Annotated in this window: 16 protein-coding genes; 10 read left to right on the forward strand and 6 right to left on the reverse strand. The window is 74.6% G+C overall.

Annotation, left to right across the window (positions count from 1 at the left end):
• Both D6718_01830 and D6718_01835 read left to right on the forward strand, forming a co-directional pair.
• The coding region (locus D6718_01830) for a hypothetical protein (protein ID RMG48410.1) at positions 1–354 on the forward strand (354 nt) is incomplete at its 5' end.
• Positions 351–1,325, forward strand: coding sequence for an LOG family protein (locus D6718_01835; protein ID RMG48411.1), 975 nt, complete (start codon positions 351–353; stop codon positions 1,323–1,325). The genes D6718_01830 and D6718_01835, both read left to right, overlap by 4 nt.
• A gap of 10 nt (positions 1,326–1,335) precedes the next feature.
• On the opposite strand, the gene fumC is transcribed toward D6718_01835, so the two are convergent.
• The gene (gene fumC, locus D6718_01840) at positions 1,336–2,739 is read right to left on the reverse strand and encodes a class II fumarate hydratase (GenBank protein RMG48412.1); all 1,404 of its coding nucleotides are present in this window, start codon (positions 2,737–2,739) and stop codon (positions 1,336–1,338) included.
• A 152-nt stretch (positions 2,740–2,891) separates the two neighbouring features.
• Between fumC and D6718_01845 the strand changes: the two genes are divergently transcribed.
• Genes D6718_01845 through D6718_01855 form a run of 3 tightly spaced genes read left to right on the forward strand, consistent with a single transcriptional unit; the run spans position 2,892 to position 6,126 of the window.
• Positions 2,892–4,043, forward strand: coding sequence for a chorismate synthase (locus tag D6718_01845; protein RMG48413.1), 1,152 nt, complete (start codon positions 2,892–2,894; stop codon positions 4,041–4,043).
• Positions 4,040–5,665 (forward strand): hypothetical protein, encoded by a 1,626-nt coding sequence (locus D6718_01850; protein ID RMG48414.1) that lies wholly within the window; start codon positions 4,040–4,042, stop codon positions 5,663–5,665. Before D6718_01845 ends, D6718_01850 begins: the two co-directional genes overlap by 4 nt.
• On the forward strand, positions 5,662–6,126 hold the full coding sequence (locus D6718_01855; protein ID RMG48415.1) for a 3-dehydroquinate dehydratase: 465 nt from the start codon (positions 5,662–5,664) through the stop codon (positions 6,124–6,126). The genes D6718_01850 and D6718_01855 overlap by 4 nt, the downstream gene beginning before the upstream one ends.
• Positions 6,127–6,572: 446 nt before the next feature.
• On the opposite strand, the gene D6718_01860 is transcribed toward D6718_01855, so the two are convergent.
• Positions 6,573–11,525, reverse strand: a complete 4,953-nt coding sequence (locus tag D6718_01860) for a GAF domain-containing protein (GenBank protein ID RMG48416.1) — start codon at positions 11,523–11,525, stop codon at positions 6,573–6,575.
• 68 nt (positions 11,526–11,593) lie between these two features.
• Positions 11,594–11,920 (reverse strand): hypothetical protein, encoded by a 327-nt coding sequence (locus tag D6718_01865; protein ID RMG48417.1) that lies wholly within the window; start codon positions 11,918–11,920, stop codon positions 11,594–11,596.
• Positions 11,921–12,172: 252 nt separating this feature from the next.
• On the opposite strand from D6718_01865, the gene D6718_01870 reads away from it, so the two are divergent.
• The 5 genes from D6718_01870 (at position 12,173) to D6718_01890 (ending at position 18,964) form a co-directional block, all read left to right on the forward strand.
• Positions 12,173–13,912: a hypothetical protein gene (locus D6718_01870; protein ID RMG48418.1), complete on the forward strand. Its 1,740-nt coding sequence runs from the start codon at positions 12,173–12,175 to the stop codon at positions 13,910–13,912.
• A complete protein-coding gene (locus D6718_01875) occupies positions 13,909–16,119 on the forward strand; it encodes a hypothetical protein (GenBank protein ID RMG48419.1) in 2,211 nt (736 codons plus the stop codon). The genes D6718_01870 and D6718_01875 overlap by 4 nt, the downstream gene beginning before the upstream one ends.
• A complete protein-coding gene (crcB, locus tag D6718_01880) occupies positions 16,116–16,493 on the forward strand; it encodes a fluoride efflux transporter CrcB (protein ID RMG48420.1) in 378 nt (125 codons plus the stop codon). The genes D6718_01875 and crcB overlap by 4 nt, the downstream gene beginning before the upstream one ends.
• 18 nt (positions 16,494–16,511) lie before the next feature.
• Positions 16,512–16,856, forward strand: coding sequence for a DUF190 domain-containing protein (locus D6718_01885; protein RMG48421.1), 345 nt, complete (start codon positions 16,512–16,514; stop codon positions 16,854–16,856).
• An 86-nt stretch (positions 16,857–16,942) separates the two neighbouring features.
• On the forward strand, positions 16,943–18,964 hold the full coding sequence (locus D6718_01890; GenBank protein RMG48422.1) for a tetratricopeptide repeat protein: 2,022 nt from the start codon (positions 16,943–16,945) through the stop codon (positions 18,962–18,964).
• Positions 18,965–18,991: 27 nt separating this feature from the next.
• Here the strand turns inward: D6718_01890 and D6718_01895 are convergent, their stop codons facing one another.
• The 3 genes from D6718_01895 to D6718_01905 form a co-directional block, all read right to left on the reverse strand.
• Positions 18,992–19,255: a hypothetical protein gene (locus D6718_01895; protein RMG48423.1), complete on the reverse strand. Its 264-nt coding sequence runs from the start codon at positions 19,253–19,255 to the stop codon at positions 18,992–18,994.
• Between the two features lie 21 nt (positions 19,256–19,276).
• Positions 19,277–21,358, reverse strand: a complete 2,082-nt coding sequence (locus D6718_01900) for a hypothetical protein (GenBank protein ID RMG48424.1) — start codon at positions 21,356–21,358, stop codon at positions 19,277–19,279.
• Positions 21,289–21,693, reverse strand: a 405-nt coding sequence (locus D6718_01905) for a hypothetical protein (protein ID RMG48425.1), incomplete at its 5' end; no start/stop codon positions are given. The genes D6718_01905 and D6718_01900, both read right to left, overlap by 70 nt.

Below are 21,693 nucleotides of genomic sequence, written 5' to 3' on the forward strand. Positions count from 1 at the left end.
CGCAGCGTCCCGGGCGGCGTGGCGTGGCGATTCGACCGGGCGGTCGTCGAGGCACTGCTGGAAGACGACCGCCGCGGCGATTTCTGGCCGGTGGTCGAGGATCCGCCGCCCGGCGTGGAGCTGCAGCTGGTGCGCGCGGGGCGCAGCGCGTTCTGGACGGAGGCCTGTGTCGAGCGGCTCGCGCGCGCGGCGCGGCACCCGCGCGTGAGCGTGACGGTGATCGCGGAGGCGGGACACTGGCTGCACGTCGACGCGCCGGAGGCGCTCGCGGAACTGCTCGAGCGCGCGCTGTTGGAAAATCGTTCCCGCCGAGCCGCTCCCGGGAGCGATCGAGACCAGGAGGAACCGCGATGAGCGATCGGACCGACGGCGGAGGGTGGCGCTCGGGCCGCCCGCCGGAGCCCCCGGGAGCACGGCGCGAGCCGCTCCCGTTCGCGCAGCCGAAGCCGCACCATGAGGATCCGGACGCCCCGGAGCGGGTGCGGCGGCTGATGGAAAGCCCGAGCTATCGACGCGCCGATCTCGATCCGGACTTCCTCCAGCGTGACGAGCTGCGGCCGACGCGCCTGCAGCTCGAGTTCTTGAAGCCGGAGCTGGCGCTGATCGAGCACGGGATCCGCGCGACGATCGTCGTCTTCGGCGGCACGCGGATCGTGGAGCCCGAAGCGGCCGCAAAACGGCTCGCCGAGGCGCGTGCGGCCGCCGAAGCGAACCCCGGCGATCCCGAACTCGCCCGCCGCGCCGCCGTCTGCGAGCGGATCGCGGCCAAGTCCCACTACTACGAGGTCGCGCGCGAGTTCTCGCGCATCGTCGGCCGAGCGGGACAGGGCCCGGGCGACTGCCGCCTGGTCGTGATGACGGGAGGGGGGCCCGGGATCATGGAGGCGGGTAACCGCGGTGCCTACGACGTCGGCGCGAAGTCGATCGGCCTCAACATCAACCTGCCGCACGAGCAGTATCCGAACCCCTACATCACCCCCGAGCTCTGCTTCCAGTTCCGCTACTTCGCCCTCCGCAAGATGCACTTCCTCAAGCGCGCGCGGGCGCTCGTGGCTTTCCCGGGCGGTTACGGGACGTTCGACGAGCTGTTCGAGACGCTCTGCCTGATCCAGACGCGCACGATCGAGCCGGTGCCGGTCGTGCTCGTCGGCGAGAGCTTCTGGCGCCGCGCCTTCGACGCCGAGTTCCTCGCGGCGGAGGGGGTGATCGACCCGGAGGACACCGAGATCTTCTGGTTCGCGGAGACCGCCGAGGAGATCTGGAGAACGATCCTCGAATGGTACCGGCGCGCCGGCCGGTCGATCTTCGACGACGAGGGCGCGTAGGCCGGCCGGTTCAGCCCGCGCTCGGCCCGATCATCCGCTCCGGCCTCACGTGCCGGTCGAACTCCTCCTCCGTGAGGAGGCCGAGGGCGACCGCGGCCTCCTTGAGGCTGATCCCCTCGGCGTAGGCCTTCTTGGCCACCTTCGCCGCGTTGTCGTACCCGATCACCGGATTCAGGGCGGTCACGAGCATCAGCGTCCGCTCGACCAGCTGCGCGATCCTCTCCCGGTTGGGCTCGATCCCGGCCACGCAGCGGTCGGTGAACGACCGCGCCGCGTCGGCGAGGAGCCGGGCCGACTCGAGAACGTTCCTCGCGATCACCGGCTTGAACACGTTCAACTGGAGGTGGCCGTTCATCCCGGCGATGTTGACGGCGACGTCGTTCCCCATGACTTGGGCGCAGACCATCGTCAGCGCCTCGGCCTGAGTGGGGTTGACCTTTCCCGGCATGATCGACGATCCGGGCTCGTTCGCCGGGAGGATCAGTTCTCCCAGCCCGCAGCGCGGCCCCGACCCGAGAAGCCGGATGTCGCTCGCGATCTTGAACAGGGCCGCGGCCGCCGTCTTGTACGCGCCGTGGAGGGAGACGAGCGGATCGTGCGAGGCGAGCGCTGCGAACTTGTTCGGCGCCGAAACGAACGGAAGCCCGGTCAGCTCGGCGATCCGCGCCGCGAAGCGGTCGGCGAACTCCGGGTGCGTGTTGAGCCCGGTCCCCACCGCGGTCCCGCCCTGGGCCAGTTCGTACACGGGCGCGAGGGCGGACCGGATGCGATCCATCGCGTGGCGCACCTGCGCGGCCCAACCGCTGAACTCCTGTCCCAACGTGAGCGGGGTGGCATCCATCAGATGCGTCCGGCCGCACTTGATGATCCCGGAGAAGGCGGAGGACTTCTCCTCGAGCGCGTCGAGCAGGTGCTGCAGGGCGGGGATCAGGCGGTGGACCGTCTCCTCCGCCGCCGCGATGTGCATCGCCGTCGGAAAGGTGTCGTTCGAGCTCTGCGCCTTGTTGACGTCGTCGTTCGGGTGGACCGGGCTCTTGCTGCCGATCTTGCCGCCGAGCAGCTCGATCGCGCGGTTCGCGATCACCTCGTTGGCGTTCATGTTCGATTGCGTGCCCGATCCGGTCTGCCAGACGACGAGCGGGAAGTGATCGTCGAGCTTGCCGTCGATCACCTCCTGCGCCGCGCGCCGGATCGCTTCCGCCTTCCGCGCGTCGAGGAGGCCGAGCTGCTCGTTCACGGTGGCCGCCGCGTGCTTGATCAGCCCGAGCGCCCGGATGATGGGGCGCGGCATCCGCTGGTCGCCGATCGGGAAGTTCATCTTGGAGCGCTGCGTCTGCGCACCCCAGTAGCGGTCGGCGGGCACCTCCACCTCGCCCAGGCTGTCGGTTTCGATCCGGACCGCTGTCTCGCTCATGTCTCGACCTCCGCGTTGGGCGGCGCGTGACGCGTCCCCGGAAGGGCACGATTGTACGCTCCGGACCGCGCGCCGCCGGTTCGGGTTAGCATTTCGCCCGCGCGCGTAAGCCCACGCCGGCACGGCGGGCGCGGTCCGGAGGCCGAACGGAGATGCTTCGCTACCTCACCGCCGGGGAGTCCCACGGCCCGATGCTCGTCGGGGTGCTGGACGGTCTCCCCGCCGGTTTGCCCCTCCAGGCGCGCGATCTGCTTCCGCGGCTCCGCCGGCGCCAGGGCGGCTACGGACGGGGCAAGAGGATGACGATCGAGTCGGACGAGCCGAAGATCGTCGCCGGGCTGTGGAAGGGACGGACCACCGGCGCGCCGATCGCGATCCTGATCGAGAACCGGTCCAACCGGCAGGGGCGGACCCGCGTCCGGCGGACCGTGCCGAGGCCCGGCCACGCCGATCTCGCCGGCGTGCTCAAGTACGGCTTCGACGACATCAATCCCGTCATCGAGCGGGCCAGCGCCAGGGAGACGGCGATGCGGACCGCTCTGGGGGCCGTCGCGTGCCGGTTCCTCGAGCGGCTGGGAGTCCGTCTCACGGCGCACGTGATCGCGATCGGGGGGGTCGAAGCGCCGGGGCTGCCCGACGGGTGGGGCCCCGACGAGATCGAGCGGGCGCGCGACGCCTCCGATCTCTCCTGCTGCGACCCGGAGGCTTCGTCACGGATGCGCCGGCGGATCGACGAGGCCCGGCGCGCCGGCCAGAGCCTCGGAGGGAGGACGGAACTGATCGTGTGGAACCTGCCTCCCGGACTCGGGAGCTACGTGCAGGCCGACCGCCGGCTCGACGCCAGGCTCGCCGCCGCGCTGATGTCGATCCCCTCGGCGAAGGCGGTCGAGATCGGGGACGCCGCGGCGGTGAGCGCCGTCCTCGGGGGCGACGCCCAGGACGCGATCGAGCCCGGACAACGGGGGATCGTGCGCCCGACGAACCGGGCCGGGGGGCTCGAGGGGGGCGTCACCAACGGCGAACCGCTCGTTTGCCGGGTGACCCACAAGCCGATCCCGACGCAGCGCCGGCCGCTGCCCACCGTGGACCTCGACACCGGCGAGCCGGCGGCGGGGCGGTACGTCCGGTCCGACGTGGTGGTGATCCCGGCGGCGGCGGTCATCGCGGAGGCCGTGGCGGGACTGGTCCTCGCCGACGCCGTGCTGGAGGTTTTCGGGGGCGACCGGATGGAGGCGATCGAGGAGGCGGTCCGCCGCCACCGGGAGGCCATGCCGCGCTGGAGCGGCGCGCGGCGGGACGCATGAGCGGGCACACCCCGCGGCGCGCCCTCGTCCTCGCGGGACCGATGGGTGCGGGAAAGACCACGTGCGGACGCCTGGTGGCCGGTTGGCTGGGCTGGCCTTTCGAGGATCTCGACGAGCTGATCGAGCGCGCCACGGGGAAGAGCGTCCCCGAGCTGTTCGAGCGGGGAGAGGAGGCGTTCCGGAAGGCGGAAAGGGCGGCCGTTCGGGCCTGGCTGGAGCAGGGCGGCGAGGGGCCTCGCGTCCTGGCGCTCGGTGGAGGGACGCTCGAGGACCCGGAACTGCGCGAGGTGCTCGCCCGGGCGGCCGCGATCGTGCACCTCGACGCGCCGGGCGGGGTTCTCGCATCGCGCCTCGACCGGAAGGCGCGCGCCCGGAGGCCGCTGCTGGCCGGGGTGGCCGACGCTGCGGCCCGGCTCGACGAGCTTCGCCGCGCTCGAGCCGCGGGCTATTCCGTCGCCGCCGCGCGGGTGGACACCGGAAACCTCGACGCGGCCGGCGCCGCGGTGGCCGTGCTGCGGGCGCTGTACGACCCGGACGCCGGCCCCTGGGCCGAGAGTCCGCGGCCCGTCCTGCCGGAGGCGCCGGAGGTGACTTTCGGGCGCGGGGGATTGCCGTTCTCGTTCGATGGAGGCGCGGCGGTGCTCGTGGACGCCGGGCTTCCCGCCGTCCACGCGGAGGCCGTCCTCCCCCGGCTGCGAGCCCGCACCCGGGGCCCGCTTCACGAGATCCGGATGCCGGGCGGAGAAGAGAGCAAATCGCCGGGCGCGCTCGCGCGTTGCTGGAGCGAACTCCTCGCGGCGCGCGCGGAGCGCGGCACCGCCTTCGTGGTCGTCGGAGGCGGCACGCTCACCGATCTCGGCGGACTGGCCGCCCACACCTTCAAGCGCGGTCTTCCGCTCTTCCTGCTTCCGACGACGCTGCTCGGACAGGTCGACGCGGCCCTGGGAGGGAAGAACGGCATCAACCTCGCAGGCGTGAAGAACGTCGTGGGCACGGTGAGACTCCCGCGCGCCGTCCATATCGATCCCCTGTTCGTTCTCACGCTTGCGGAGGAGGACTACCGCGGCGGCCTCGCCGAGGCGCTCAAGAGTTCGCTCATCGGCGACAGGGAGCTGTTCGACCTCATCGAGGCCCGGCGTCAGGCGCTCGCGGAGCGACGCCTCTTCGCGGTCGAAGAGGTGGCGGTCCGCGCGGCGGCGGTCAAGCTCCGCGTCGTCGCCCGCGATCTCGACGAGCGCGACGAACGGCGCCGGTTGAACTTCGGCCACACCCTGGGCCATGCCCTCGAGTCGGCGGCGGCGCGGGCGGGCGTGCGGCTTTCGCACGGCGACGCGGTGGCCGCCGGGATGGTCGCCGCGCTGCGCCTGTCCCGGGAACTCGGCTTTCTGGCCGCGCCCGACCTCGAGCGGCGCGTGCAGGACCTGCTCGCCGCGCTCGGGCTCCCCGTGGCCCCGCCGCCGGAACTCCTCGAGCGGATGGGCGAGATCGCCGGCGCGCTCGCGCAGGACAAGAAAAGGTCAGCAGGCCGCCAGGTCTGGGTGCTCTTGCGGGACGCGGGCGACGCCCTCTGCGCGGAGGTCGGCGCCGGCGACGTCCGGCGGCTCTTGGAGTCGGTGCGATGAACGGTGGAGAGATCCTCCTGCTGCACGGCCCCAACCTGAACGCGCTCGGACGGCGCGATCCGGCGCACTACGGAACGCTCACGCTCCCGGAGCTGGAGGCTATGGTCCGGACCTGGGCCGCGGAGTACGGGTGGCGGGTTCGCTGCAGGCAGTCGAACCACGAAGGGGCCTTGATCGACGCGCTGCAGGACGCGTGGGGCTGGGCCGCGGGGGCGATCCTCAACGCGGGCGCGCTGACCCACACCAGCTATGCCCTCCACGACGCGATCCTCGACTTCGGCCGGCCGGTGATCGAAGTCCACCTGTCGCGGATCAGCGAGCGGGAGGCGTGGCGAAGGGTGAGCGTGATCCGGCCGGCTTGCGCCGGCTACGTGGAGGGGCGGGGCCCCCAAGGGTATCGCGATGCGCTCCGGCTCCTCGCCCGGCGGATCGGGGGGGCCGGAGAGAAGAAGGGTGGCTGAGGCTGCAAGCCAAGGGGAAGACGGACCGGGAAGCAGCGGCTTGCAGCCCCAGCCGTGGGCGTGACCGGCGCATGCCCCGGGGTCGAAGGGAGGGAATCGGGCCATGCGCCACCTGGCCCGCCACGGCCAGGTCGGGGTCCTCGGGGGAAGTCGCCACGCCGCGGCGCCCGCCGGACGCCGAGGAGTGGATCCCGCGGGCGCATCCGGCTGCCGATCACCCCGCGTCCTCACCAGGTGGCCGGTGCGTCCCCGGGGTCCGCTCGCCCGACCGGGGCGACCGTCCCCGTCCCGCGTCCCGGCGCCGCTGCGCCGGTTCGCGAGGCGAGCGTGGACCCTGCGAAGCGCGTGCCAGCCGGATCCTCACGCCGAAGTTCCTTGACCGCAAAGGACTTGCCCGCGGCGAGGCTTCCCGGGCCGCGCCCCGGATCGTCTCGAAGTGAGACGACTCACGTCGCCGGGGCCTCTCCGGCCGTCCGGCGCGGTCCGGACGGGGCGCGTCCCGCGGACTCGAGGCCGTACCGCCGGATCTTCCGGAACAGGGTCGCCCTTCCGATGCCGAGGAGCCTCGCGGCCCGCTCGCGGTGGCCGCCCGTCAGCTCCAAGGCCCGGCGGATGGCCTCCCGCTCGACCTCTTCGAGGCGCGTCCGCTCGGGCGGCGCGTCCGGATGCCCGAAGCGCGACCGGAGTTCGGGATCGGCGGCCAGTGTCTCCGGGCCGATGCGCCCGTCCCGCGCGTGGATCGCCAGGCGCGCGAGGGTGTTCTCGAGCTCGCGCACGTTGCCCGGCCAGTGCCAGGCGGCCAGCCTCTCCACGACACGCCGGTCGACCTCGACGGGTCCCCCCGGGAACCCCGGGCGGTTGACGATGTGTTCCACGAGCAGCGGGAGGTCCTCGATCCGTTCCCGCAACGGCGGCACGACGATCCGGAGGACGTCGAGGCGGTAGAGAAGGTCGTGCCGGAACCGTCCTTCCCTCACGAGCCGCTCGAGATCCCGGTTCGTGGCGGCCACCAGGCGGAAGCTGACCGGCCGGGGGCGCGGGGCGCCGAGAGGGAGCACCTCGCCCTCCGTCAGCACGCGGAGCAGGCGGGCCTGCATCGGAGGGGGCAGGTCGCCGACCTCGTCGAGGAAGAGCGTCCCTCCGGAGGCCCGCTCGACGAGTCCCACGCGGCGGCGGTCCGCTCCGGTGAAAGCCCCCCGCTCGTGTCCGAACAGGGTCGCTTCGAAAAGGTCCGCGGGCAGTCCGGCGCAGTTGACGGGAACGAAAGGTCCTTCCGGCTCCGGACCGAGCTTGTGGATGGTGCGGGCCACCAGCTCCTTCCCGCAGCCCGACTCGCCGAGGACCAGCACCGGGGCTCCCGCCGGCGCGGCGGCGCGGATCCGGCGGAACAGCTCCTGCATGGCCGCCGAGCGGCCGACGAGCGGTCCGAGACGGTCCCGCGCGCCGACCGCGGCCCGGAGTTCCTCGTTCTCCCGCCGGAGCGCCTCGAAGGCGCGGGCGTTTTCGAGCGCCAGCGCGGCGTGATGGGCCAGCGCCTCCAGAAAACGGATGTCTTCCTCGTCGAAGCGACGTCCCGGCGTCCGGCTGTCGACGTAAAGCGCCCCCACCGGCTCGCCCCGGTGCCGCAGCGGAACGCAGGCGACCGCCCGGATCGAAAAGAGCCGCACCGACAGGGCGCTGGCGAACCTCGGATCGGAGAGGGGATCGGCGGCGAGCACCGCCTCGCCGCCGGAGGCGCGGTCCAGCACGGTTCTCGACAGTTCCAGCGCGTCGCTGGCGGTCTCCGGCTCGATGCCACGCCGGCAGACGGTGGCCAGGCCGCCGCCGGGCCGCCGGAGGACGACGGCGCCGCGCTCGGCGCGCAGGACGGAGAGAGCGCGGTCGAGAAGGTTCTCGACGACGGCCGACGGGTCCCGGTGGGCGTTGAGTTCTCCGACGAGGTCGTACAGCGCCTCGAGGCGTTTGGGAACGGCGGCGGCTCCCGCCCTGTCGAGCAGGCGCTTCCGGTCCGGCCGGGAGCGGGCGAGCCGGCGCGCCGCATCCGAGGCGAGGCGCGCGCTCGCCTCCTCGATGCGCGCGGCGGCCCACCGCCAGGCCCGGCGGGCCTCGTCCGGGCGTCCCGCCGCCCGGTGCGCCTCGCCGAGCGCTTCCAGGGCGAGGATGCCCGCGTCGAACGCCGCGTGCCGGTCTGCGGCGGCCCGCGCCCGTTCGGCGAGGCCCACCGCCCGCTCGGGGTCCTCCTCCGCCACCGCCTCGGCGAGCAGCGCGAGAAGCTCCGCCTCGAAGCGGGTCGGCCGGCCGAGCCGCCGCACCCACGCGAGCGCCTGCCTGACCGCGGCCCGCGCGGCGCGCTTCCGGCCCGCGGCGCGGCGGGCCAGCGCGACGGCGGTCAGAGTTTCCACGATCGTCTCGGGATGCCCCGCCTCCCGTGCCGAGGCCGCCGCGGCGAGGGCGGCGGCGACGGCCGGCGAGCCGCGCCCCTCGGCGGCGAGGATCCGAGCCAAGGTCGCCCGGCACTCCGCGGAGATCCGGGGACCCGCGGCGGAGGCTGCCGCGATCGCACGCTCGGCGGCGGCCCGAGCGTCCGCGATCTCGCCGCGCAGCAGGTGCACCTGGGCGAGCCTTTCGAGGGCGGCGGCGAGGAAGCCGGAGTGCTCCTGGAGCCTCCGCCACTGCACCGAGGTCCGGGCCTGTTCGACCGCGAGATCCCATTCGCCGAGGGAGACGGCGGCCTCGGCGGCGAAGCCGTGGAGGATGCCGAGCCCGTCCGCCTGACCGCGCGCCAGGAGCAGTTCCCGCGTTTCCGGAAGGAGTTCGAGCACCCGGCGCGGGGCACCGCGCGCCCGAGCCGCTTGGGCGGCGGCGAGGTTGACGGCGGCGAGGAGCGCGAGATCGCGCGCTCCGGCGCGACGCGCCAGCGCGAGTTCCCGCTCCCCTTCGTCCAGCCGGCCGAGGAGAACCAGGCAGCGCCCGCGCGCGGCGCGGGCCCGCGCCTCGGTCAGGCCTCCCGGGGGCGCGTGGCGCTCCGCCTCGTCGAAGCGGGCGAGTGCGGCGGGGTAGTCCTGCAGGCGCGCGGCCAGCACGCCGGCTTCGAGGGCGACCCCGGCCCGGGTGCTCGGGGCCGCGGCGGCGCGTTCCGCCAGGGCGATGCGGCGGCGGGCTGCCGCTGGACGCCCGGTGTCCACGAGCGCGCGGGCCTGCCGCGCCAGCACCCGCGCCCAGCCCTCGCCCCGGCCCACCCTCCGGTACGCCCGCGCCGCCCTCCCGAGCCGCCGGGCTGCGTCGTCGGCGCGACCGGCGTCGAGGTGGATCTCGCCCGCCGCCTCCTCGAGCTCGGCCCGCGCCCCGTCGGGAAGCCCGTCGAACGGCGCCAGCCGGGAGAGGATCGCGCCGGCGGTGTCGGGGCGACCCGCGAGGAGCGCGCGCATCACCGCCCGCCGCCCCAGCCGCGCCCCGAGCTCCTCGCGGCCGCACCCGAGTGCATGGCGGGCGAGCCTCCCGAGCCACTCGGGCCGCCCGTCCGCCGGCGGCCGCAGACCCGCCAGCCGGTGGAGCCACCGGGCGTGCGCCCCCCGGCGGGCCTCGCCCGCGAAGAGCTCCTCGAGGCGCCGCTCCACCGCCGCACCCCCGGCCAGGCGGAGGCGACCGGAACGGGTGCGGCGAACGAGGCCTGCCTGGATCAGCGCCCGCACCGATCGGGCGGCGGTGTCGGGCGGGACCCCGGCGACGGCGGCGATGTCGTCGAGCGTCGCGGCGTCGCTCGCGGTCGCCGCCGCGAGGAGGGCCGGGCGGTGGGCCGCGTCGAGGGCTTCCGCCGAGCGGGAAACCGCCCCGTCCTCATCCAGGAGTGCCGCGAGCGGCTCCTGTTCGAGGCGACCCCAGCGCCAGCCTCCGGGACCGCAGCGGACGAGGCCGGTTCGGGCGGCCCGCCGCACCGCTTCGCAGACCAGGCCGGGGCGGCCGTCGGCGTCCCGGCACAAGCGCGCCGCGAAGGCCTCGGGGACGGGCGGCCCGGGGAGGAGCCACGCCACGAGGCGCCCGACCTCGGCCGGCCGGAGAGGCCGGAGCGGCACGGTCGTCCACCCCGCGCCGAGCGGGGTCTCGGTGAGCGCGACCACGGCGAGGTTGGCGTCGGGAGGGAGGACGGCGGGGGCCCGGCCGAGTGCGGAGAGGTCCGTCGGCCCGAGTGTGTCCGCATCGTCGACGACCACCGTCGTCGGCTCGCGCCTTCCGGCGAGGGCGTGCAAGGCCACGGCGAGACCCGGGCTTCCGGCGCGCCAAGGACCGGCGGAGCTCCCGACGCCCGACGCCCGGAGGAGGCGGGCTCCCGCGTCCGGCTCCTCCCGGCAATCGAGCACCACCACGTGGCGCCCGGCCAGACGGGCGCGGCGGGCGATCTCCCTGGCCAACCGCGACCGGCCGCTCCCGCTCGGCCCGACGGCGTTCAGGAAGAGGGTCCCGCCCCCCGCACCGGTCCACGCCGGAGTCAGGGCGGCGAGGACCTCGTCCCGGCCCGCGAGGGGAGCGGACCGCGCCCGGGCCGAGGGATCGGCGAGTCTCGGGTCGGGCAGGGGGATGCCCGCGGCGGCGAGGAGTTCCACCACCTCCCGGGCGGAATCGGGGCGGGAGGCCGGTGACGGCGCGAGGAGCGCCGACAGGAGCTGCGAGATCTCGCGCGGCAGTCGGGGCGTGGAGGGGATCTCCGGCTCGGCGTCGAGCGAACGCAGGCGGTCCTCCAGGGTTTCCCCCGCCGGATACCGGCCGTACAGCCAGCGGTAGACCGTGGCCCCCAGACTGAAGAGGTCACTGCGGGGATCGGCCTCGCCGCCGGAGAGCACCTCCGGGGCGGCGGTGGTCGCCGAGCCGCCCCCGCCGGTGCCCCTGCGGCGGGCGAGCCCGAAGTCGATCAGCTTCGGCCGGTCGGTCTCCAGGATGAAGACGTGTTCCGGCTTGACGTCGCCGTGGATCAGGCCGCTTCCGTGGACGAAGTCGAGCGTCTCCGCCACGCCCGCGGCCCAGCCCCACATCCGCTCGGGCGCGCTCGCCCGGCAAGCGTGGAGCGACCGGGTCCCCTCGATCGCCTCGAAGACCAAGAACGGCCGACCCGTGGCCGGATCGCGTCCGAGGTCCAAAGCCCGCGCGATTCCCGGATGGTCGAGCGGAGCGACGCGGGCGAACTCCTCGGCGAACGCCTCCGCGGCGCCCGGATCGTCGCCGCGCGCGCGCTTGAGGGCGACGCGTTCGCCGGTGATCCGGTCGCGGGCGAGAAAGACCTCGGAGAAACGGCCCGCACCGATGCGGCGTTCCAGGCGATACCTCTGGGTGGCGGCGTTCACCGGGGACCTGGGCCGAACCGCCGGGCGTGCGCTCCGGTAGGGTGCCGGCCCGCAGTCTAGCACCGGGTGCGCCCGGCGCGGGCGGGGGGCCCGGCTCGGGACCGGGCCGGTTCCGCGCCCGCGCCGCCCCGCTACGGCTTGGCCACCGGCCAGGGACCGGACGACTCGTCGCCACCCGACCCGGTCAGCGGCACGCCGCCGTCTTCGGCCGCGCCTTGCGGCGCGGCCGGACGGTCACCCGGAACGGGCACCCCCGGATCCGGCAGGATGCCGGACGTGGGGCCGACGTAGCCCGGCAGCCATCCGAACAGGGCATCCAGGATGTCGGCCGCTTCCTCCACCGCCGCGCCGAGGGCGCTGGCGCCGGCGGGGGCGTTCTCGGTCGACGCCATCGCGGAAGCGGAACACGCGAGCGCGAGGGCGACGACGGCCGGAAGGAACGAACGCTTTCCGATCATCGAGCTTCCCTCCTGAGCACGAACCGTTCGTCGGGCACCTCGCGGTCAAACGTCGTGTCCGGCAGGGCTGCGGTCAAAGCGGGCCGTTCAAGGATTTGGACGCCCTCGAGGGGCCGGGCGCCGCGGGCCGGCCCGTCGGGCGCGAAAGGACGCGGGGCGAGCGCGGAGCCGGCCGGAGGAAAGCGGCGCCCGGCGGGACTCTTGGCGCGGCCCCTATAATCGGCCGCCCTTCGGGAGGGCGGCGGAGGAGCTGTGCCGCAACGAAACGCCGTTTTCGCGCAAATTCCGGTTGCCGTCCTGCTCGCGGCGCTCGGCGCCCCGGCGTCCCGGGCGGTGGAAACGCTTCCGCCGGACGCGTTGCGCCCGGGCCAGATGGGTGAGGTCCGGACGGTCCTCTCCGGTCGCGACCCCCAGACGCTCGCGGTCGAGATCCTCGACGTGCTCCCGGACGAGATCGCGCCGGGTGTGCCGATGATCCTCTGCCGGCTGGCGGACGAGACCGGGCGCTACGTCGGGGTGGCCGCCGGTATGTCCGGAAGCCCCGTGTACGTCGACGGCAAGCTGATCGGGGCGCTCGCCTACTCGATCGGCGCTCTGCCTCGAGAGCCGGTGTGCGGGATCACCCCGATCGGCGCGATGCTGGAGTCGGAGGAGCTTCCCGACGGACCTCCCCCGGCACCCGAGGGACTGCTTCCCGCCCCGCTCGCGGTGGCGGTGCAGGGCTTGGGCGCAGGGGCGGGAGTCCGGTTCGCGGAACTGTGGCAGCGTCTCGGTGTCGATCCCTCCCGCGTTTTCGTGGTCCCTTCGTCCGGCGGCGGGCCCCCGTCCGACGGAAACGCCCTCGCGCCGGGGAGAGCGGTGAGCGCTCTGCTGGTGTGGGGCGACGCGCGGATCGCGGCGACGGGCACGGTGACGTGGCGCGAAGGCGACCGGCTGCTCGCGTTCGGACACCCCTTCCTCGGTTTCGGCCGCACGGCGTTCGCGCTGGCTCCGGCGGAGATCGCTCACACCGTCGCGTCGCAGCTGTCGCCGTTCAAGATCGCGCGCATCGGCGATCCCGTCGGCACCGTCACCCAGGACCGGCTGACGGGGATCACCGGCCGGGTGGGTCCGCTGCCGCCGGCCGTCCGGTTCGAGGCGGTCGTCGAGCGGCCGGGACGGGCTCCCGTCGAACGCCGCTACCGAATGGTCCGCTCGCCCTTGCTCACGCCGGTGCTCGCCTCGATGCTGCTCCGCCAGGCGGCGACCGCCACGACGGGCGACGAGCGCGACGAGGCGCTCGTCATGAGGGCGACGGTCGAACTCGACGGGGCCGAGCCCGTCCGCTACACCGCCGCCGGATCGGGTGGCGAGAACGGAGCGGCCGAGCAGCGCCTCGCGCAGGAACTCCAGCGCTTGCTGGCGCGGCTCATGCAAGCGCCCGTGGCGCTGCCAGACGTGCGGTCCGTGCGCGTCCAGATCGCCGCCGCCGAACCGGGCGGCGGTTGGACGCTCGCCCAGGCGGTTCCGGACCGCCTCGCGGCGAAGCCGGGGGAGACGATCCGCGTCCACGTCCAGCTCCGCGGTCCCCGCGGGGCCGCCCGGGACGAAACGCTCGCGGTCGAGGTCCCCGGCGACGCCGGCCCCGGCCGGTACACCCTCCTGGTGGGATCGGCGCGCGCGGTCGACGGGAAGCTGGGTGCCGTGGCGGAAGCCCGGCTCAGGACCGCCGACGACGCTCGGAGCTATCTGGAAGCGGTGCGCGCCCTCCGCACGGATGCCGCGATCGCGGCGGTGCTGGCGCGCGAGGGCGAAGGCATCGTCCGCGGCGGCGCCCTCTACCCGGCCCTGCCGGCTTCGGTCCACGGCCTCGTGAGGTCGCGTCCGGGAGGCGAGTCGATGTACCGCTCGCGGTGGTACCCGATCGCGCGTGCGGAGCGCGACGTCGGGCGGAGCGTGTCGGGCGGCGTGGAGACCGCGATCGAGATCCTGCCCCTGGAGAACCGTCGATGACACGACGCATCCCCGTTTTTCTCGCCGCTCTCGCCGCCTTGCCGGCGATGCCGGCCTGGGCGGCGACGAGCCGCTCCTGGGAGCGTTCCGGAGCAGCTTTCCGGGCCGGGACGTTCGAAGGAACGGTCCTCGCACCCGACGGGCACCTCCGGGCCGGGCCGCGCGAGCGCGAGCTCGCCCGCCCGCCCTCGGCCGTCGTCTGGGATCTCCTGGTGACCCGAAAGGCGGTCTGGATCGCCGCGGGGGACGGTGCGGGCTTGTGGGTCGTTCCCCGGGACGGCGGCCCCGCGAGGGTCGTCTCCGGGCTCGGGGAGGCACCCGAGGTCCTCGCGCTCGCGGCCGGACAGAACGCCGTTTACGCGGCCACCGGACCGCGCGGGGCCATCTACCGGATCGCGCCGGACGGTTCTTCGGCCGTGGAGATCGCCCGCCCCGACGCGGAGTACATCTGGGATCTCGCCGTCGGAAGCGACGGCGCCCTCCTGGCTGCCACCGGGCTGCCGGGGCGCGTCCTCAGGATCCCTCCGGGGAAACCTCCGCGCGAGCTTTGGCGGACGAGCGAAGCGCACGTCCGGTGTCTCGCGGTGGGCGCCGGCCGAGCGGTCTGGGCTGGAACCTCCGATTCGGGGTGGGTCGTGCGGATCGACGGCGGCGGTTCGGCCTTCGTGGTCTACGACAGCGAGCGGCCCGAGGTCGCGGACCTCGCCATAGCGGCCGACGGGACGGTGTGGGCCGCCCTCGCCGGCTCCGCCGCGGAGCGGTCCCGCGAGGAAAGGACGGGGTCGACCGCCGCGAGCGCGAGCGTGACGGTCACGCCGAAGAAGGACGACGAGCGCGCGAAGAAGAAAGAACGCTCGGGGCGGCTTCCGGCGGGGGGCGGCGCTCTGGTGCGGATTCCCCGTAACGGGGAGCCGTCGGAGCTGTGGCGGGACAGCAAGGAAACGCCCCTTTCGGTTCTTCCCACGACCGGCGGCGGCGTGCTCCTCGCCACCGGTGGCGAGGGGCGCGTCTTCTGGATCGGACGTGACGGCGGAGAAGGTCTGTGGTTGGCGCGGCGCGACGCCCGGGCCGTCTCGGCTCTCGCCGCGGGCGGCGCGGCCATCGCCGCCGCGACCAGCAACCCCGCGATCGTTTCCATCTTCGGTCCGGATACGGCGCGGCCCGCGCGTTGGGTCTCCGACGTGATCGACCTCGGCGTCAGGGCGCGGAGCGGACGGGTGGCGGCCACGGTTCCCGAGGGCGCCTCGCGGGGCATCGCCGTCGAGATTCGCGTCGGCAACACCAAGGAGCCGGGGCCGGGGTGGAGCGGATGGCGGAAGCTCGACGATGCGGCCGGCCCGCCGGGCCACAACGGTCAGGCGGCCGATCTTCCGCTGGCGCGCTTCGTGCAAGTCGCCGTGGAGTTCGGCCGCGCGGCGGAGCAAGACGCTTCGGTCGCGCGGATCGAGGGGCGCTATCGCCCGCTCAACCGCCCGCCCCGCATCAAGAACGTCCAGGTCCTTCCGCCGGGGGTGGCCTACCGGCCGATTCCGCCCTCGACGGTCACGGGCGGCGAGGAGCCGGTCGTTCGCCAGCCGGTGCCGGAAGCACAGCGCGGTGAGCTGGAGGCCAAGCGCCGCGGCTGGCGCTCGAAACGCGCCTGGGAGCCCGGGGCACTCACGCTCCGCTGGGAAGCGGCCGATCCCGACGGCGACGGCCTCCTGTACCGGATCGACGCCTGCCGGGACGTCGGCGGTCCGTGCACCCGCTGGTTCCCGTTGGCGCGCGACCTCGAGCGCACGTTCTTCAGTTTCGACGCCCGCGGCTTCGAGGACGGGGTCTACCGGTTCCGGGTGACGGCGAGCGACGCCCCGGCGAACTACGCGGGCGCGGCGCTCGAGTCCTCCGAAGTGACCGGTCCGGTGCGGCTCGACACGGTCCCACCGGTGATCGACCGCCTCCGTGTGGCCGAGGAGGACGGGGGGATCACGATCGAGATCGAAGCGCACGACCGGGACGGGCGCGTCGCTCTTGCCGAGGTGGCCGGATCTTCGGGGCGGTGGATCCCGATCGAGCCGGTGGACGGGGTCGAGGACGGCGAACGGGAGACGTTCCGCGCCCGGCTCGAGGAGAGCGGGGAGCGACCGCTGGCCGTCCGGGTGATCGATGCGGCCGGCAACGTCGCCGCCCGGGAGTGGATCCCCGGCCGACAGTCCACGGCCCGATGAAACCGGTGCTGCTGGTCGGCCTCGGCGGGTTCGCGGGGAGCGTCGCCCGCTACGCCGCGGGCGGACTCGTCCACAGGTTCCTGCCCGGGGCGCTCTTTCCGTGGGGCACCTTCGCCGTCAACCTCGCGGGTTGCTTCGCGATCGGGGTCATGGGTGGGTTGGCCGAGGTGCGCGGGCTGTTCGGGCCGGAGGCGAGGCTAGCGCTGTTCGTCGGACTCCTCGGGGGGTTCACGACGTTCTCGAGTTTCGGCTTCGAGACGTGGGAGATGTTCCGCGACCGCCAGCTCCTCGCGGGAGCCGGGAACGTCGCGCTCCATGTCGGGGGCGGTCTCGCGGCGGTCGCTGCGGGGCACCTCCTCGCCCAGCGTCTCTGAGACCAGGGAGGGACGGCCATGGTGGTGCTGCCGGCCGAAGGTGAGCTCCTTCGGGTTTTCATCGGCGAGTCCGACCGGCACGAAGGGCAGCCGCTGTACGAGTGGATCGTCCACCGGGCGCGCGAGCGCGGGCTCGCCGGGGCCACCGTGTTGCGGGGACTCCTCGGCTTCGGCGCGCACAGCCGGCTCCACAGCGCGAAGATCCTCCGCCTCTCCGCCGATCTGCCGATCGTGGTCGAGATCGTCGATACCGCGGAGAAGATCGAGGCGTTCCTCCCGGAGCTCGACGGCGCGGTGGAAGAGGGGCTGGTCACCGTGGAGAGGGTTCGGGTCCGCTTCTACCGCGGCGGTGCGAACGGCTGACCTCTCCCCTCGTCAATCTGGCGCGACCCGTTCTCCAGCCCGAGATTCCCCTCGTCCGGCGCGGGCGGCGCCGGCGGGAGGGATCGGTGCTCTACCACGTCGAGATCGACCGCGTCCCGGCCGAGAACCTCGAGGCGGCGCGCGAGGCGCTCTCCCGGCACCTGGAGAGGCGGCCTCCCGACCTCGAACCGGCCGTGGCGGGCGGCACGGTCCGCGTCGCCGAGGAGGTCCCGCTGTACCGGGCGGAGGAGCTGTTCGCGGATCTCGTCAGGGCCGGCGCGTCCGTGCGTCTGGTCCCCGTCCCGGCGGCGCCCGGGGGCGCCGCTCCTCCCGAACCCGGATCGTTCCGCCCGCTGACTGCCCGGGAGCGGCGCGCCTGGGCGCGCCGAGCCTTCCGCGAATGCTGGTTCGCCACGCTGGTGGGGCTGGGGGTGGCGGGCCTCCTCGGCGGGCTGGCGCAGGCCGCTGGCGCCGGACTCACCGCCGCTTCCGGGGTGGCGGGCCTCGTCCTCGGCGGGGGTACGGGACGGCTCCTCGCCGGCGGCCTCGCGGGGTTGGGGATCGCCGTCGCGGTGGCCGGGGCCATGCTTCCCCAGACCCTGCTGCTGCGGATCCCGTCACGCTGGCTCGAAACGGGCCGGACGAAAGGAGCCCTGCGCGAGGCCATGCGCCGGACCCCCGACCTGGCGGCTGCCACGCTGCTCCTCGGCGCCGTTCTCGGAGCCGGTCCCGCGGTCGCCCTTTGGGCCGGACCGCCCTGGGCCGCGGCGGCGGTGCCGCTCGTGGCCCTGTCGGCGCTCGCGGCGCTCGGGTTCCTGCTGCTCGGACCGGTCGTCGTCCACGAAGAGGTCGGACCGATCGCCGGCCTCCTGCGCGCCTGGCGGCTCCTGTCCGGCCGTCGCCTCCGCCTGCTGGGCGAGCTCGCCTGGACCGGGCTCGGGGTCGCCATCGCGTCGGTCGTCCTGCTGGCGGCTGCGGCAGGACTCGGGCGGTACGCGGGGGCGGCGGCGGGCGCGGTCGCCGCCGGGCTCGCCGCCCTCGTCGCGGCGGCGATCGGCCTCTATGGGGCGTTCGCCTCCTCGTTCCTCGTCGACGCGGTCTACTTCGAGGCCCGGATCGAACGGGACCGCTGGGCTCCCTCCTGGACGAGGGTCCCCGATCCGTCCTGGCCCACGTCCCGGGCCCACCGGCGGGCGGCGCCCCGGGGTCGCCTCGAGCGGTGGGGCGGCGCATGGCTCACCGGCGCCGCGATCGCGCTTCCTCTCACGCTCGGCTGGAGTCCGCCGGGCGGGCTGGCCGCGCGACTCGCCGAAGCCGCCTCCGCGATCACGCCGTCCGGAGCGGTTCCCCTCGCCCAGCCGCTGGCTCCGGCTCCCGATGCGGAAGAAGCGGCCCGAGGCGCGCCGGCCCGGCAACGCGCCGAGAGTTTTCCGTGGCTGGTGCACTGCGAACCCGCCCCCGCCACCGCCGGCGAGGGACCCCGCTTGAGGCTCGAGGCGCGGGTTCGCCTCGAGCCTGCGCCGCGACCCGGGGAGCCGAGTCCGGTGTGGCTCGATGTGGAGCACGTGTACGACAACGAAGGAGGGGAGCTGTACGCCGCGTCCCATCCCTTCGAAGCCGAGCGAAACCGGCGCGCCCGCCTCGAGCCGCTCCCGGACGAAGGGCCCGGAGTGTTCCGGGCCTGGCGCTTCGTCCACCTGCGCGCGGGAGCGGAGCCCGGGTCGGCGGCGAGGGTCTACGGCGCGATCCGGTGGTCGTCCCCCGAGGGCCCGGGCCGGCGCGCGCCGTTCGCCATCGTGCCCGGGGCGATCGTTTCCGTGACGCCGGAGGCCGGCGGTTCTTCCCCCACGCTGGCGGAAGCGTTTCCCGACGATCCGGACCGGCTCGCCCGCCTGGCCTACGAGCGCTACGGCGCCGGACGCTACGACGAGGCGATCGCGCTCCTCGACCGGCTCGTCGCGATCGAACCCGACAACGCCTGGGCTTTCTACACGAGGGGATGGGCCTACTGGAAACTCGGCGAGCGGAGCCCCGCGTGGCGCGATGTCAAACGCGCCTGCGAACTCGGCTACGAGGACGCATGCCGCCTGGCGCGGGAGGGAGGCTGAGCGCTCGCGAAGGCCGCTCGGCGCCGCTCAGAGATCCTCTTCCTCCTCGAGCCACCCGGGAGGCGGCTTGGTCGTCCTCGGAGCCCGGCGCTGCTCGAGGATCTCCACCTCGCCCCTCTCGAGCAGCCGGCGCCCCTCCTCGGAGTCGGGCGGGATCGTCCGCAGCACGCGGCGGCCGAGGCGGGCCTCGATCGGCAGGAGCGCGCCCGACGGCATGCGGACCGCTCGATAGGTCACGTGCGGGCCACCCGCCTCGCGCGTCCGCGCGCCCTTGCCGATACGACCCGACATCGGACCTCCGTCGGTCCGATCCTACACCCCCGGTGGGGTGGGAGGGGCAAGACCGCCGGCCGGCGGCACCGCCCACGGAAGGCCAGCCGCCGCCGCGGCGAGGCGGGCCGCCCCGAGGAGAGTGAGCTCGCTCTCGGCGGCGAGCACCGGGGGGAGCGGGAGGGTCCTCCGGAGAAGCGCCACCAGGTGCGGGCTCTTCGTTCCCCCTCCGGACAGGACGATCGTCCGGTCGCGCGGTCCGATCAGGCGAGCGGCCCGGTCGGCGAGATCGCGGCAGAAGCGACCCGGACCTGAGTCACCGAGCGCGACCGCCCGCGCCACGGCACGGGAGAAGCGGTCCGAGCCATCGCCGCCCGCCGGGATCGGCACCGACGCGAGGCTCGGGGCCGTCACGGGGAACTCGACAAGATACCGGAGCGCCGCGGGTCGCCGGTCGGACGTCCACAAGGGCGCCACCCTGGCGCCCTCCACCCCCGGAGGACGCTCGTAGGCACGCATCACGAACGCGGCGGTTCCCAGATTGATCACGAGCCGCTCGCCGAGAGGGCCGGCGGCGCCGACATAGTCTGCCTGCTGGTCGCCGATGACGGCCAGGAGCGGGACCCGTCCATCCCGCCAGGGGAGCGTCCCTCTGTCCCCGACGCTCGGACGGATGGGGGGAAGTGCGCTCTCGGGGAGTTCGAGGGTCTCCCGCAGCGCCTCCGACCATCTCCCGGTCGCCGCGGACACCAGGAAGGTGCGGTTGGCGAGCGTCGGGTCGACCCATGTCGGTTCTCCCGTCAACCGAGCCGCCAGCCAGCACCCGAGCGGCAGGAGGAGAGCGTCCCGGCCGGCCTTTCCCGCGGCGCCGAACAACCACCGTCCCTTCACGCCCGACCAGGCGGCGGCGAGCGGAAGGCCCGCTTCCCGCTCGAGGGCGGCGCGCCGCCCGGGTGGCATGCCCGCGACGAACCCTTCGCCGCGCCGGTCCTGCCACGAGATCGCGAAGGACAGCGGCGTCAGGCGCCGGTCCGCCAGGAGCACCGTCGAGCGCTGGACGGCCAGCGCCGCGGCGCGCGGGCGGTCCGCGCCGCTTCGGGCCAGATCCTCGACCAGCCGGAGCACCGTCCGCAGCGTCTCCTCCGGGTCGTGCTCGACCCACCCTTCCTTCGGCGTGCGGGTGGGAGTCGGAGAACTCCGGAGGGCGACGATCCCCCGCTCCGGATCGACGAGCGCCGCCTTCGACGCGGTCGATCCGATGTCGATCGCGAGGAGCGTTTCGGGTCCCGGGGGGAGGCGCGGCGCTGGGGCCTGGGCACCGAGTTCGGCCGCCAGGCCCGGGTAGCGGTCGGTGACCACGGCCGCACAACCGAGGTCGAACAACCGGCGGGCCTCTCGCGCGTCGTTCACCGTGTAGGCCCACACCGGAAGGCCCCGCTCCCGGGCGCGGGCGATCAGCTCCGGATCCACTCGCCGCCGGTTGGCCACGATCAGCCCGGCGGCGGCGGCCAGCGCGCGCTCCACGGCGTCTCCCCGGCTCCGGCTCCGGAACACGAGACCGGTCGCCAGCAGCGGGGCCCGCGACCGGACCTCCCGGAGCACCTCGACGCTCTCGCTCGTGACGACCACCCCCTCCGGGTCGCCGGCACGCTCGAGAGCGGCGAGGAGTCGCCTGGCGATCTCGCCGGCTCCCACCGACGCCTCCGGTTTCAGCTCGATGTCGACGACGGTCCGACCCGCCAACAGAGCGAGGGCCTCGTCGAGCAGGAGCAGCCGGTCGTCCGGGTCGGCGAGAAGAGGCTGCTCGAGGAGTCGGGGGGCGGGCAGCGACGCCGCCGGGAGGCGCTCGCCGGTGAGGCGTGCCGGCGTGGCGTCGTGGAGGACGACGAGCAGATCGCCGAAGGCGGGGCGAGCGTCGAGCTCGACCACCGGCGCCCCGGCCTCCCGCGCTGCGACCAGGGCGGCGGCCGCGTTCTCCGGTCCCGCGGCCGGGACGCCCCGGTGGGCGACCAGAAAGGGACCGGGCCCGAGCCGGGCGAACGGGCGGGGAGCGATCACGGGCGGTCCCTCCCGGCCTCCGGTCCGCCGTACATCTGGCGGCGTTCCCGCCGCCACCGGCGCCATTCGCGTTCCGTCCTCGCGGCGCTCCAGCCGGCCAACTCGCCCAGAAGGCGCGCGGCCATCGAGGCGGCGGCCTCTTCGTCGGCGACGATCTCCGGCAGCCGGAACCGGAGGAGAAGGTCGGAGAGGGTGCGCACGTGCTCCTGGCGGACGGCCCATGCGACCTCCGCCGCCAGCGGAATCCCCTCCTCGCCCAGCGGCTGCGTGCCCCACGGGGACCCTTCGAAAAGGCGGGACCAGCGCGACCCGTAGCGCGAGACCAGCCAGCGGGCCTGCGCCGGCGAGAGCCCCCGGGCCCGCGCCGCGCCCTCCTCTCCGAGCGCGCTCGCCAGATCTCC

This window comes from Acidobacteriota bacterium (genome assembly GCA_003696075.1).
Classification (GTDB): Bacteria; Acidobacteriota; Polarisedimenticolia; order J045; family J045; genus J045.